Origin of the sequence: Pseudomonas monteilii (assembly GCA_001534745.1) — a bacterium.
GTDB classification, from domain to species: domain Bacteria; phylum Pseudomonadota; class Gammaproteobacteria; order Pseudomonadales; family Pseudomonadaceae; genus Aquipseudomonas; species Aquipseudomonas alabamensis.
Genome location: CP013997.1, coordinates 4048729 through 4061415, shown reverse-complemented (window position 1 = coordinate 4061415; position 12687 = coordinate 4048729). Strand labels below are relative to the sequence as shown.

General features: G+C 65.9%; 10 protein-coding genes and 2 pseudogenes. 4 read left to right on the top strand and 8 right to left on the bottom strand.

Annotated features, from left to right (window positions below; translation table 11 throughout):
- The first annotated feature begins 272 nt into the window (after positions 1 to 272).
- Complete coding sequence (locus tag APT63_17390) at positions 273 to 1061, top strand: AraC family transcriptional regulator (GenBank protein ID AMA47244.1); 789 nt, start codon at positions 273 to 275, stop codon at positions 1059 to 1061.
- A 3-nt stretch (positions 1062 to 1064) separates the two neighbouring features.
- On the opposite strand, the gene APT63_17385 is transcribed toward APT63_17390, so the two are convergent.
- The 4 genes and pseudogenes from APT63_17385 to APT63_17370 form a co-directional block, all read right to left on the bottom strand.
- Positions 1065 to 3008 carry a chemotaxis protein gene (locus APT63_17385; GenBank protein ID AMA47243.1) on the bottom strand — a complete coding sequence of 648 codons (1944 nt, stop codon included), beginning with the start codon at positions 3006 to 3008 and terminating at the stop codon, positions 1065 to 1067.
- Positions 3009 to 3182: 174 nt separating this feature from the next.
- Positions 3183 to 3569, bottom strand: a pseudogene (locus APT63_17380) (Cu(I)-responsive transcriptional regulator).
- On the bottom strand, positions 3566 to 5962 hold the full coding sequence (locus APT63_17375; protein AMA47242.1) for a copper-transporting ATPase: 2397 nt from the start codon (positions 5960 to 5962) through the stop codon (positions 3566 to 3568). Before APT63_17375 ends, APT63_17380 begins: the two are co-directional and overlap by 4 nt.
- A 54-nt stretch (positions 5963 to 6016) precedes the next feature.
- Positions 6017 to 6399, bottom strand: a pseudogene (locus APT63_17370) (hypothetical protein).
- 142 nt (positions 6400 to 6541) lie between these two features.
- Between APT63_17370 and APT63_17365 the strand changes: the two are divergent.
- From APT63_17365 to APT63_17355, 3 genes are all read left to right on the top strand, one after another.
- Positions 6542 to 6739 carry a copper resistance protein CopZ gene (locus tag APT63_17365; protein AMA47241.1) on the top strand — a complete coding sequence of 66 codons (198 nt, stop codon included), beginning with the start codon at positions 6542 to 6544 and terminating at the stop codon, positions 6737 to 6739.
- Positions 6740 to 6837: 98 nt separating this feature from the next.
- Positions 6838 to 8013 carry an MFS transporter gene (locus APT63_17360; GenBank protein ID AMA47240.1) on the top strand — a complete coding sequence of 392 codons (1176 nt, stop codon included), beginning with the start codon at positions 6838 to 6840 and terminating at the stop codon, positions 8011 to 8013.
- 497 nt (positions 8014 to 8510) lie between these two features.
- Entirely contained in the window at positions 8511 to 9224 is a 714-nt protein-coding gene (locus APT63_17355) for an ArsR family transcriptional regulator (protein ID AMA47239.1), read from the top strand.
- 84 nt (positions 9225 to 9308) lie between these two features.
- Here the strand turns inward: APT63_17355 and APT63_17350 are convergent, their stop codons facing one another.
- From APT63_17350 to APT63_17335, 4 genes are all read right to left on the bottom strand, one after another.
- Complete coding sequence (locus APT63_17350; protein AMA47936.1) at positions 9309 to 10259, bottom strand: adenosine deaminase; 951 nt, start codon at positions 10257 to 10259, stop codon at positions 9309 to 9311.
- Positions 10260 to 10380: 121 nt separating this feature from the next.
- Positions 10381 to 11067 carry a short-chain dehydrogenase gene (locus APT63_17345; protein ID AMA47238.1) on the bottom strand — a complete coding sequence of 229 codons (687 nt, stop codon included), beginning with the start codon at positions 11065 to 11067 and terminating at the stop codon, positions 10381 to 10383.
- Between the two features lie 357 nt (positions 11068 to 11424).
- Entirely contained in the window at positions 11425 to 12012 is a 588-nt protein-coding gene (locus APT63_17340) for a thymidylate synthase (GenBank protein ID AMA47237.1), read from the bottom strand.
- Between the two features lie 9 nt (positions 12013 to 12021).
- Positions 12022 to 12684, bottom strand: a complete 663-nt coding sequence (locus tag APT63_17335; GenBank protein ID AMA47236.1) for a TetR family transcriptional regulator — start codon at positions 12682 to 12684, stop codon at positions 12022 to 12024.
- Between the last annotated feature and the right edge of the window lie 3 nt (positions 12685 to 12687).

The window sequence follows — 12687 nt, the reverse complement described above, 5'->3', positions numbered from 1 at the left end:
GGTGGAGCGGCCCCAGAAATCGATCAGAGATAAAGCCTCTAAGCCATGCCAGCTATCGTCATGTTCTCTGCGCGACAGCGCGGCGCCAAGACGGCGGGCGGACTCCCACAGGGACCGCGATGACCTGCAACCCCGCGGTGTCACTACGGATGTAGGAGCGGCCCCTGTGCCGCGATTGGGCCCGCCAGGGCCCACAAGCTAGCATCCACGAACGCCAGAGGACGCAGCATGGACTTTGCTGGCATGCTCTGGCTTTTGCCCCAGATGACGCCATGCCGCTCCCCAACCGCCTCGCCAGCCCAAGACCCATCCCGACGCTCGAGGCCTTGCCCAGGCCACTGTACGCCCGTGCCGAAAGCCTTGGGGCCGGCTCGTGGACCACGCGGCATTGCCATGACTGGGTGCAGTTTTCCTATGCGATCAAGGGGGTGCTGGGCGTCTACACCGAAAACGGCAGCTATTTCGCGCCGCCGCAGTGGGGTATCTGGATCCCGGCGGACGTGCCCCACGAGGTGGTCACCTCGACCCAGGCGGACATGCGCAGCCTCTATGTGCGGCGCGATGCCTGCACGTGGGCAGCGCCCCGTTGCCGGGTGCTGGAAGTGACGCCCCTGACCCGGGAACTGATCAAGCAGTTCTGCCTGTTCGACCCCTGCTATCCGCAACCGGACAGCCCCGAAGCACGTCTGGTCGCGGTGCTGCTGGACCAACTGAAAGGTCTGCCGGAAGTCGGGTTCTCGTTGCCGCTGCCGCGTCATATCGGCTTGCTGACGCTGTGCAACGCCATGCTCGCCGAGCCTGACCAGACCCACACCCTGGGCGCATGGGCCGAGCGTCTGACCTGCTCGGAGAAGACCCTGACGCGGCTGTTCCAACGGGAGACCGGCCTGAGCTTCCGGCATTGGCGCCAGCGCATGCGTCTGCTGTCGTCGCTGGCATTGCTGGAGAACGGTGACAGCGTGACGGACGCCGCGCTGGGCTGCGGTTACGAGTCGACCTCGGCCTTCATCGCCGCCTTTCGCCAGCGTTTCGGTTTCACGCCTGGCGAACTGCGGCGTTGAGGGTCAGGTGCGGAAGCGCCGCACCAGCGCATCCAGCTCGTTGGACAGGCCGGCCAGGCTTTCCGAGTCGTGACGGGCGGCCTGGGCCAGTTCGGCCACCAGCTGCGCGTCGCCATGGATCTGGCTGATGTGCCGGTTGATGTCTTCGGCCACCTGATGCTGCTCTTCGGCCGCCGTGGCGATCTGGGTGTTCATGTCGCGGATGATGTCCACCGACTCGCGGATCTGCCCGAAGCTGTCACGGGCCTGGCTGATGCGGGTGACCGAGTCCTGCGACACGTCCAGGCTGGCATGCATCTGCCCGGCGACCTCGGCGGTGCGTGAGGCCAGGTTGCCGAGCAAACCGTCGATCTCGGCGGTGGAGTCGGCGGTGCGCTTGGCCAGGGCGCGGACCTCGTCGGCCACCACGGCGAACCCACGGCCCTGCTCGCCGGCACGCGCCGCTTCGATGGCCGCGTTGAGCGCCAGCAGGTTGGTCTGCTCGGCGATGGAACGGATGGTGCCGAGAATCGACTGGATCGCGTTGCTGTCACGCTCCAGTTGCTGGATCGACTGTGCAGACTGTTCGATCTCCTGGCTCAGGCGGTGCACGCTCTGCACGGCGGCGTCGATCTGCTGTTGCCCCTCGTGCGCCTGACGCTGGCCGCTGTCGGCGGACTCGGCGGCCTGGCTGCAGGAGCGGGCCACCTCGTTGGCCGTGGCGACCATCTCGTGGAAGGCCGTGGAGACCATGTCCACCGCCTCCCGCTGACGCCCGGCGGCGTCGGCCATGTTGCCGGAGACCTGGGTGGAGCTGGCAGAGGTGCTGAGAATCTTGCCGGCTGCGCTGCCGATGTGCTGGATCAGGCTGCGAATGGCCCCCAGGAACTGGTTGAACCAGCTGGCCAGTTGCGCGGTTTCGTCACGCCCCCGCACGTCCAGGTTGCGGGTCAGGTCGCCTTCGCCCTGGGCGATGTCTTCTAGGCCGCTGGTGACGCTGTTGATCGGACGCACGATCAGCCGGGCAAAGGCGGCGCCGACGATGGCGAAGATGATCGCCAGCACCAGGGCGATCCCGCCGATCAGCCACGACAGCCGGGTGGCGGACTGCATCACTTCGCGCTCCTGGATCAGGCCGATGAAGGTCCAGCCCAGTGCTTCGTCGGGGTAGACGTTGGCCATGTAACGCTCACCGTCGATGGTGACCTCGACCAGGCCCTTGCCGGCGCGGGCCAGCTCGGCATAGCCGTCGCCGAAGCTGGCCAGCGGCTTGAAGTTGTGTTCGGCGTCGCGCGGGTCGACCAGCACGTTGCCATTGTTTTCCACCAGCATCAGGTAGCCGCTGTCACCGAGCTTGATCTTGCGCACGATCTCGGTGAGACCGCCAATGGACACGTCGACCCCCACGACGCCCCCAGGGTTGCCCAACTGGTTGGCGACCGTACGCACGTTGCCGATGAGCACGGCATTGTCCGCTGGCCAGTAATACGCGCTGGTGCGCACGGTCTTGCCCGGTTGGGCCATGGCCGCCTGGTACCAGGGACGCTGGCGAGGGTCGTAGTTGTTGAAGTTCTGGCCGGCCGGGTAGGACACGTACCCACCGTCGCTCACGCCGTACGACAGGTAGGCATAGCTGGCATGGCTGTTGCCCAGGGCATTGAAGATGTCGAGGACGCGCTGGTCGCCTTCGCCCAGCACACGGGAGGGCGCTGCGCTCATGTACTTGTTCAGCTCGCCATTGCCGGCCGTGATCGCCGGGTGGTTGGCGAGCATTTCCACGTTCTCGTCGATGGCCTTGAAGAACAGCTGCATGGCATTGCTGACCTGCCGGACCTCGCGCGTGCTGCTGTCGAGAAAGCCCTCGCGCGACTCGCTGCGCAAGTTCAGCACCACGAGGGTGGCCACCAGCACGATGGGCAGGCCGGCAATGACGGCGAACGCCCACGTCAGTTTCTGTTTGATGTTCATCCACGCTCCCGATTTTTTTTATAAAGCTTGGCAGATACACAAGCCATCGGCAGCGCGGGTGGATCTCTTGAGGCCTCGTGTCCGGATTCAGCCGGGGATGTCGTGATCGGAACATCGTCCTGTCGGATTCGGTATGCACGGGGTCTCGTCGGCGTGCTTCGAGGCCTCGCAACGGCCGCTCGCCAGGCCCTCGAGGATCGGGCAGTCGGGTCGCGCGTCGCCCTGACAGGAGGTAACCAGGCGATCGAGGGTGTCACGCAGACCGACCAACTCCTCGATACGCCTGTTCAGGTCGTCGATGTGCTGGGTGGCCAGGCGCTTGACGTCGGCGCTGGCCCGGTCACCGTCCTGCCACAGACGCAGCAGCTGGCCGACTTCGTCCAGGGAAAACCCCAGGTCGCGCGAGCGCTTGATGAACCCCAGGCTGTCGAGGTCCTGTTCCCGGTACACGCGGTAACCGCTGTCGCTGCGGGTGGCCGGGCGCAACAGGCCGATCGTTTCGTAGTAGCGGATCATCTTGGCGCTGAGCCCGCTGCGCCGGGCGGCTTGTCCGATGTTCATGGGGCCTCGCTGAGGGGGGAGGGTGTCCAAGTCTTCAACCATAATGCATTGCTGACCACGCTGACGCTGGACAGTGCCATCGCCGCCCCGGCCAGCACCGGGTCGAGCAGGCCGAAGGCCGCCAACGGGATGCCGATCAGGTTGTAGATGAAGGCCCAGAACAGGTTCTGGCGGATCTTGGCGTAGGTCTTGCGGCTGATCTCGAGGGCGGCGGGCACCTGCCGTGGATCCCCACGCATGAGGGTGATGCCGGCGGCCTGCATGGCCACGTCGGTGCCGCCGCCCATGGCGATGCCGATGTCGGCGGCTGCCAATGCCGGCGCGTCGTTGATGCCGTCACCGACCATGGCCACCACACCCTGCTGGCGCAGCGCGTGCACCCGCGCGGCCTTGTCGGCCGGCAGTACCTGGGCCTGGACCTGGGTGATGCCGGTGCCTTCAGCCACTGCCTGGGCGCTGCCGCGGTTGTCGCCGGTCAACAGGTGGCAGGCGATGCCCTGCGCCTGCAGGGCCTGCACGGCCGCGCGGGCACCGGGCTTGAGCGTGTCGCCGAAGGCGAACAGGCCCAGTACACGCGGTGTCGGGGCCTGCTCGACCAGCCAGGACAAGGTATGGCCTTGCTGTTCCCAGGCCTGTGCCTGAGCAGCCAGGGGGCTGGGGAGCGGTTCGTGCTGGGGGAGCAGGTGAGCGTTGCCCAGTGCCAGGGTCCGCCCCTGGACCTGGCCGACGATGCCTTGACCGCTGACCACGCGGGTCTGCTCGGGCGGTTGCACCCTCACGCCCTGCACCTGGCAGGCCTCGAGCACGGCATGGGCCAGCGGGTGCTCGCTGCCACGCTGCAGGCTGCCTGCCAGGGTCAGCACGTCGCTGGCATCGTCGTCACCGGCCTGCCAGTGTACCAGCCGTGGGCTGCCCGAGGTCAGCGTGCCGGTCTTGTCGAAGACCACCTGGTCCACGGCATGGGCGCGCTCCAGGGTCTCGGCGTCCTTGATCAGGATACCGTGACGGGCGGCCACGCCTGTGCCGGCCATGATCGCTGCGGGGGTGGCCAGCCCCAGTGCACAGGGGCAGGCAATCACCAGCACGGCGACCGCGTTGATCACCGCCACCTGGGCCTCGGCGCCTGCCCACAGCCAGCCCAGCAAGGTGCACAGGGCCACCAGCAGGATGACCGGGACGAACACCTGGCTGACCCGGTCCACCAGTTTCTGGATCGGCGCCTTAGCCGCCTGAGCCTGCTCGACCAGGCGAATGATGCGGGCCAGCACGGTCTCGGTGCCGACCGCCACGGTACGGACCCGCAAGGCGCCGTCGATGTTGATGGCGCCGCCTGTCACAGAATCGCCGGGTCGCTTGGGCACGGGCCGGCTTTCGCCGCTGATCAACGACTCATCGACCAGGCTGTTGCCGTCGAGGACCTCGCCATCGACCGGGAAACGCTCGCCCGGCTTGACCCGTACCTCGTCGCCCACGCGCAGCTGGCTGATCGGGACGTCCTCTTCCCGGCCGTCGATCACCCGGATCGCCCGGTCCGGGCGCAAGGCCTCGAGGGCGCGCAAGGCGCTGGCGGTCTGGCGCTTGGCGCGGCGCTCCAGGTACTTGCCCAGCAAGACCAGGGCGATGACCACCGCCGAGGCTTCGAAATACACATGTGGGGGCGCACCTGGGTCGGCCACCGCCCATTGGTACAGGCTCAGTCCGTAGCCAGCGCTGGTCCCGAGCGCCACCAGCTGGTCCATGTTGCCGGCCCGGGCGCGCAGGCCCTTCCAGGCGGCGACGTAGAAACGGGCGCCGAGCATGAACTGCACCGGCGTGGCGAGCAGCCACTGCGCCCAGATCGGCAGCATGACGTGCACGCCGAACGGTTGCAGGGCCATGGGCAGGACCAGCGGCGCGGCCAGCAGCAGGGCAAGGGTCAAGGCCGTGCGCTCGCTGAACAGGGTCTGGCGACCTGCGTCGTGGGACTGCTGCGTCTCTTCCAGGCGCTCGGCGCTATAGCCGGCGTCGCGCACGGCCGCCAGCAAGGCGTCGATGGCGACCGAGCCGAGCACCTGGACCTGGGCGCGTTCGCTGGCCAGGTTGACGCTCGCCTGCAACACGCCAGGGACCTTGAGCAAGGCGCGCTCGACCCGGCCTGCGCAACTGGCGCAGGTCATGCCCTCGAGGCGCAGGTCCAGCGCCTGCAACGGCACCTGGTAGCCTGCCTGGGAAACGGCCTCGATCAAGGTCGGCAGGCTCTGTGGTGGGGCCTCGACCCGTGCCTGTTCGGTCGCCAGGTTGACGCTGACCTGATCGGCCCCGGCGACCTTGCGCAGGGCCCGTTCGACCCGACCTGCGCAACTGGCGCAGGTCATGCCGTCGATCGGCAGGTGGTAGGTGATGGCTGCTGGCATGGTCTGGCTCCTGGGTTTCACACCCTCAGCATCGACCTTGCCACGTGGTCAAGGTCAATAGCCCAGGCTGGTCGGCCTCAGCGTGAAGCCAGGGCCTTCCATGGCGATGCGGTATTTGACGATCTGCCCGGCGGGCAGCGTGAGGCGCACGCTGCGCTGGTTTTCTAGGCCGTTGCTGCAGCCCGGTGCCTGACCGGGCAGGCGCCGCAGGCGCACGTCCACCTGCCCGGCAGGCAGGTTGAACGAGGTGGACTGCTCCTGGAACAGCCGCGCCACCAACTGATCGTTGAGGTAGATGCCGATCTCGCAGCTGGTCGCCACTTCCAGGCGCTCGCGGGAAATGATCAGCACGCTGTAGTCATGGTTGCCTTCGGCATGGGCAGGGGCAGCGCCAGGGCGCCCAGCAGCCCCATCACGCCGATCGTTGTCTTGATCATCACGGCTCTCCTGTCGACCGCCTGGCAAAGGCGCAGCTTGGCCGACCTGGGGCAAGATTTCCAGCGCCAGGCGCTGCACGGGCTTGACCTTGCCATGGGGGCAAGCACGAGACTGGGGTTCATTTCGACAGGAGGGAAGACCATGCAAACGTTCGAAGTACACGGCATGAGCTGCGGCCACTGCGTCAAGGCCGTGACCCGCGCGCTGCAGGCGCACGACACCGGGGCGGTGGTGGAGGTGGACCTGGCGAGCGCACGGGTGAACGTGACCAGTCAGTTGTCGACCGAGCAGATCGTCGCTGCCATCGCCGAAGAGGGCTATGACGTCAAGGCGCTCTAGCGGGGTGTCGAAGTATCCGACCACTCGGCAAGGTTTTCATGCCGAGTGCAGGCAGGCCAGGTAAACTGCGCTATTGCTTAGCCTGCTAAGGATATGGGATGAACCTTCGAATGATCTTGATCCTGGGGGCCCTGAGCGCGTTCGGGCCCCTGGCGATCGACTTTTACCTGCCGGCTTTCCCGGCCATGGCCCAGGCCTTCGCCACCGATGAAAAGCATGTGCAGACCACGCTGGCGGCCTATTTCCTCGGCCTGTCGATCGGGCAGCTGGCCTACGGGCCGATCGCCGACCGTTTCGGGCGACGGCTGCCCTTGCTGTTCGGGGTGGGGCTGTTCGTCATCGCTTCGCTGGTGTGCGCCTTTGCGCCGACGCTGGATGCCCTGATCGCTGCACGCTTCGTCCAGGCGCTGGGGGGATGCGCGGGGATGGTGCTGTCGCGGGCGATCGTCAGTGACCGTTGTGAGCCGATCGATGCGGCCAAGGTGTTCTCGCAACTGATGCTGGTGATGGGGCTGGCGCCGATCCTGGCACCCATGCTGGGTGGGTTGCTGGTCAGCGTGTCCGGGTGGCAGTCGATCTTCCTGGTGCTGAGCCTGTTCAGCGCACTGTGCCTGGTGGCGGTCTACCTGGGCCTGGGCGAGAGCATGCCGGCGCATCTGCCGCGCCAGCCCTTGTCGGGCGCGCTGCGCCAGTATGGGCGGCTGTTGCGTGATCGTGCCTTCGTGGGCCATGCGTTGACCGGGGGGATCGCCATCGCCGGCATGTTCGCCTACATCGCCGGCTCGCCGTTCGTGTTCATCAAGCTCTATGGCGTGCCGGCCGAGCATTATGGCTGGCTGTTCGGGATCAACGCCGCAGGCTTCATCCTCGTCGCTCAGGTCAACGCACGTCTTTTGGCGCGGCGTGGCCCGGCCGTCCTGCTGGGGCGTGCCGTCTGGGTGTATGTGGCTGCGGCGCTCACCTTGCTGCTGGTGGCCACGTTGCGACCTGCAGCGCTGTGGCCTCTGCTCGTGCCCCTGTTCGTCTGCATCGCCAGCCTGGGGTGCATCGCACCTAACGCGTCGGCCTGCGCGATGGCCGGGCAAGGCGCACGTGCCGGCAGCGCGTCGGCCTTGATGGGCTGCATGCAGTTCAGCGTGGCGTCCGGTGCGGCGGCGTTGGTGGGCGTGCTGCACGATGGCAGCGCGGTGCCCATGGCCCTGGTCATCAGCCTGTGTGGTGTCGCGGTGGTCATCATGGCGGCATTGGCGCGCCGCGCCGCGCGTGCTGTGTGAGCGACGGATGCCTCTTCGGTCCGTAAGGATGTGAGCCTTTGACACAACTTGCTGGATAGGGAAATTTCCTATTCTTCTGCCATACCTGGGGAAGCTCGACGTGGGCATCTGCTTGCTGGTGCTGCCTCGGCGACTGCCGCCAGCGTGCGCGAACTGGCAAGGACTGGGCGCGGCATCACGCGCATGGTCTGACTAATTGGTCACGCGCTTGCGATGGGATCCAGCAACCTGGGCGACCCTGGCCCTCTGCCGTGTGCTCGACCCGTTTCAGATCAGCGGCGCCCGTGAAGTCGCCGCTTATACTGCTCCCGGCAGCCAGTGCCAGCGAGAGACGCTTCCCTGCCAGGGCGCAGTGCGCGGCAACGTGGGGCAGCCTGGCACGGGTCATGCCGTTCTGACGTGTTCGTACCTTGCGCGACCTGGTGATTGTCCGAGGCGCCCGCCAAGCCTGGCTGATGTTCCGCTATCAGACAGATGACGCAGGGAGTACCCGAAAGATGAAAGCTGTCAGCAGTATCAGCCAGATCGCCAGTTTGATGGCCGATCCCAAGCGTAGCGCCATGTTGTGGGCGCTGATCGACGGTGTCGCGCGACCGGCCGAGGAATTGGCCGCAATGACCGGTTTGACCGCATCGTCGGTCTGCGCCCACCTGTCGCTGCTGTCCACGGGAGGGTTGGTGCGGCCGGAAACCCGTGGCCGCAAACGTTATTTCCGCCTGGCCACGCCCGAGGTTGGCATGGCGGTGGAAGCCATGGCCAGTGTTCGCATCGGTGATGCCCCAGGCAAACCCGTCCAGCGTCTGCCATTGGACATTCCTGTGTCGATGCGTCAGGCGCGGCGGTGCGGCGAGCACCTTGGGGGGAAGCTGGCTGCCGACCTGTATGACCGTCTGGTACTGGCGAACTGGCTGGAGGGTCAGGAGCCACAGCAGCGTGTCAGCCTGGAAGGGCGCCAGCAGATGGCTGCGATCGGCGTGTTCATCGATGCCCTGGCACCGGGGGCGCAGCGTGACTGCGTGATCTGTCATTGCTGCGAGTGGAGCGATCAGCGACCGCACCTCGGGGGTAGCCTGGGGCAGGCGTTCTTCAAGCTGTTCATGCAATCGGGCTGGATCCGTGAACATGAGCAGTCGCGGGCGCTGCGTATCTCGGCCTTTGGCTTGCAACAGATCAATCAGATCGCGTGCCTGCCGACCTGGCAGGTCGGTTAGCTGAGTCAGCACCGCCTCGACCCCCGATCGGCGCGAAGCGTACGCAACCGGTACGCTTCGCGTCGACCTGAAGAGACCGACGTCTTACTTGACCAAACGTGCATCCAGGCTGTTCTGCGCCAGCCGGGTGGCTTGCGCCTGGGTCATGCCCAGGTGCTCATGCAGCGCCATGAAGTTCTCGGTCACGTATCCACCGAAGTAGGCGGGGTCATCGGAGTTGACCGTGACCTTCACGCCACGCTCGAGCATGTCGAGAATGTTGTGCTGGCCCATGTGCTCGAACACGCACAGCTTGGTGTTGGACAGGGGGCAGACGGTCAGCGGGATCTGCTCATCGATGATCCGCTGCATCAGGCGTTCGTCCTCGATGGCGCGTACGCCATGGTCGATACGCTCGATCTTCAGCAGGTCCAGGGCTTCCCAGATGTACTCGGGCGGACCTTCCTCGCCGGCGTGGGCCACGGTCAGGAAGCCTTCGCCACGGGCACGGTCGAACACCCGCTTGAACTTGCTGGGCGGATGGCCCATCTCGGAGCTGTCCAGGCCTACGGCGACGAAGGCATCGCGGAACGGCAGGGCCTGGTCCAGCGTGCGTTCGGCCTGTTCTTCGCTCAGGTGGCGCAGGAAGCTCAGGATCAGCCCGCTGGTGATGCCCAGTTGCTCACGGCCGTCCTTGAGCGCACGGGTGATGCCGTCGAGCACCACCTCGAAGGGAATGCCACGGTCGGTGTGGGTCTGCGGATCGTAGAACGGCTCGGTGTGGATGACGTTCTGCGCCTTGCAGCGTTGCAGGTAGGCCCAGGTCAGGTCGTAGAAATCCTGCTCGGTACGCAGGACGTTCGCGCCCTGGTAGTAGAGGTCGAGGAATTCCTGCAGGTTGCCGAAGGCATAGGCGCTGCGCAGTGCGTCCACGTCCTGCCAGGGCAGGGCGATCTTGTTGCGTTCGGCCAAGGCGAACAACAGCTCGGGCTCGAGCGAACCTTCAAGGTGCAGGTGCAGTTCGGCCTTGGGCAAGGCATTGAGCCAGTCATACATGGTGCGAATCTCGATCAACTAACAATCGAGCATTGTACAGGTCCAGCCCTGGCGCGGGGGGCGAGTCGACCGAGTGACGCCAAGGCCGTGCCTCAGGCCCGCCGCGCGCGAGGCGGGACGGTTACCAGGGCAGGGTCCTGCCGGCGTAGTCCAGGAAGCGAAGCCCACCGTGACCGGCCTGGGCCTCGACCTGCGCGAGGATCCCCTGGGTACTGGTCAGCACGTCGATCTCGGCGTTTTCCCCGCCCATTTCGGTACGGACCCAGCCAGGGTGCATGGCCAGCACGCAGAGGTCCGGGCGTTGCAACGCCACCACGAAGCTGTTGATCATCGAGTTGAGCGCAGCCTTGCTGGCTTTGTACAAGCAGATCTCACCCGCATCCGGGCTGGCCACGCTGCCCAGGCCCGAACTCATGAAGGCCACCACCCCCGTACCGGGGCGCACCTGATCGACCAGGCGGCGGGCGACGCGAATGGGCGAGACCGCATTGGTCATGAACAGCTCGCCGACCTGCTCGAGGTGAATGGTGTCGGCAGACTGGGGCAGGGGGCCCATGACACCGGCGTTGACGAACAGCAGGTCGAGCACCTCGCCCTCGAGGCGTTGTCCGAGCGCATCGAGCTGTGACGCATCGTTCATCTCCAGGGCTTCGACCCGTACGCCCGCCAGCGCGTGCAGCGCCGTGGCCTTGGCCGGATCACGCACGGTGGCGATGACGTTCCAGCCCTGCTCGTGTAGCCGCTGGACCAGGCCCAAGCCCAGGCCACGGGAGGCGCCGATGACCAGCGCGGTTTTGGATGCGCTCATGAGAACTCCTAGTCGATGAAGGGAAAGCCCTCAGCATACGCCAGGTCGCAACGCCCGGTCAGTCAGGGTGCTGTACGAAAAATGATCTATCGTCTGCGCGCCTTGCCCCACCACGCGCTTGCGCAGGCACGCACGGGTTATCCACAGGCTGGTCCACAGTAATTGTGTGAAATTCGGGGTCTGCTGGCGCGTGAACGGGCATCAGGCTGTGGATGAAAACCGTCGACACCGTTTCCACAGCCAGCAAAAGGCGTCCGATCAAAAATTGATCAATCCTCTGCAGGCCTCGCCGTTCCTGGGGTGTAGGGGTATGCCCCAAGCTTATCCACAAGGCGGCCCACAGCGGATGTGAGCAACTTATTCCAGCGGCATGAGTTGAATGCGACCGCGACTCAGGTCTGCCAGCTGTCGTTGCAGATGCTTGGCCCGGTCCGCACTGAGGGCCAGGTGCAGATCGACGCCGTTGGCGGTGAACTGCTCATCGACCACCAGCCCATCGACGTCAGCCAGGCGCAGCTTGAGCAGGGCCAGCTCACCGAACGCGCAGGTGCAGGTGAACGTGTCGCGTTGCACCAACACCCGTTTGGGTGCCTGTTGCAGGCATTTGTTGGCGCCACCTCCATAGGCTCGTGCCAGTCCGCCCGTGCCCAGTTGGATGCCGCCGTACCAGCGGATCACCAGCACCGCGACCTGGTCGCAGTCCTGGGCCTCGATCGCCGCCAGGATGGGCCGCCCGGCGGTGCCTCCTGGCTCACCGTCGTCGTTGCTGCGGTATTGGTCGCCCAGCTTCCAGGCCCAGCAATTGTGCGTGGCGGCAGGGTCGGCGTGACGGTCGAAGAAGCGCACGGCGTCCTCCACCGAGGTGATCGGCGCGGCCAGGGTGATGAAGCGACTCTTGCGGATTTCCTCGCGAAACTCGCAGAGGTCGAGCAGGGTAGAAGGCATAGGCTCACGTCACACGGGCGGGGTGATTCCACACCCTTTGAGGATGATATGGACCAGGTTGTCGCTGGCCAGCTGCATGTCCTGCTTGGTCAGGCGCTTGCGCTCGGTGACCTGGCAGATCTGGGTGGCGAAGTCCGCATAGTGCTGGGTGCTGCTCCAGATCAGGAAGATCAGTTGGACCGGGTCGACCGGGTCCATCTTGCCGGCCTCGATCCAGGCCTGGAAAACCCGGGCGCGCCCCTGGAACCACTGGCGGTAGTCGGCGCTGAAATAGTCGCCCAGCCGTTGCCCGCCGCTGATCACTTCCATGGCGAAGATCCGCGAAGCCTTGGGGTTGCGTCGGGAGAAGTCCATCTTGGCGCGGATGTAGCGCGTCAGGGCCTCGCCTGGGTCGTCATCGACGGTCAGGGTGTTGAAGGTGCTGTCCCACAGGTCGAGGATGTTGCTCAGCACGGCGACGTACAGGCCCAGCTTGTTGGTGAAGTAGTAGTGCAGGTTGGCCTTGGGCAGGCCGGCCTTGGTCGCGATGGTGTTCATGCTGGTGCCCTTGAACCCATGGCGCGCGAACTCGTCCTCGGCGGCCTGGAGGATGGCCTGCTCGTTCTTCTGGCGGATGCGTCCGGCCGGTTTGCCGGAAGGAGAGGCGCGGTGCGCGGGCACTTCTAGACTCATTGA

Bases quoted from the DNA above. Each gene is read 5' to 3' on its own strand.
- APT63_17390 (AMA47244.1), top strand. From the start codon at position 273: ATGCCGCTCCCCAACCGCCTCGCCAGCCCAAGACCCATCCCGACGCTC.
- APT63_17385 (AMA47243.1), bottom strand. From the start codon at position 3,008: ATGAACATCAAACAGAAACTGACGTGGGCGTTCGCCGTCATTGCCGGC.
- APT63_17375 (AMA47242.1), bottom strand. From the start codon at position 5,962: ATGCCAGCAGCCATCACCTACCACCTGCCGATCGACGGCATGACCTGC.
- APT63_17365 (AMA47241.1), top strand. From the start codon at position 6,542: ATGCAAACGTTCGAAGTACACGGCATGAGCTGCGGCCACTGCGTCAAG.
- APT63_17360 (AMA47240.1), top strand. From the start codon at position 6,838: ATGAACCTTCGAATGATCTTGATCCTGGGGGCCCTGAGCGCGTTCGGG.
- APT63_17355 (AMA47239.1), top strand. From the start codon at position 8,511: ATGAAAGCTGTCAGCAGTATCAGCCAGATCGCCAGTTTGATGGCCGAT.
- APT63_17350 (AMA47936.1), bottom strand. From the start codon at position 10,259: ATGTATGACTGGCTCAATGCCTTGCCCAAGGCCGAACTGCACCTGCAC.
- APT63_17345 (AMA47238.1), bottom strand. From the start codon at position 11,067: ATGAGCGCATCCAAAACCGCGCTGGTCATCGGCGCCTCCCGTGGCCTG.
- APT63_17340 (AMA47237.1), bottom strand. From the start codon at position 12,012: ATGCCTTCTACCCTGCTCGACCTCTGCGAGTTTCGCGAGGAAATCCGC.
- APT63_17335 (AMA47236.1), bottom strand. From the start codon at position 12,684: ATGAGTCTAGAAGTGCCCGCGCACCGCGCCTCTCCTTCCGGCAAACCG.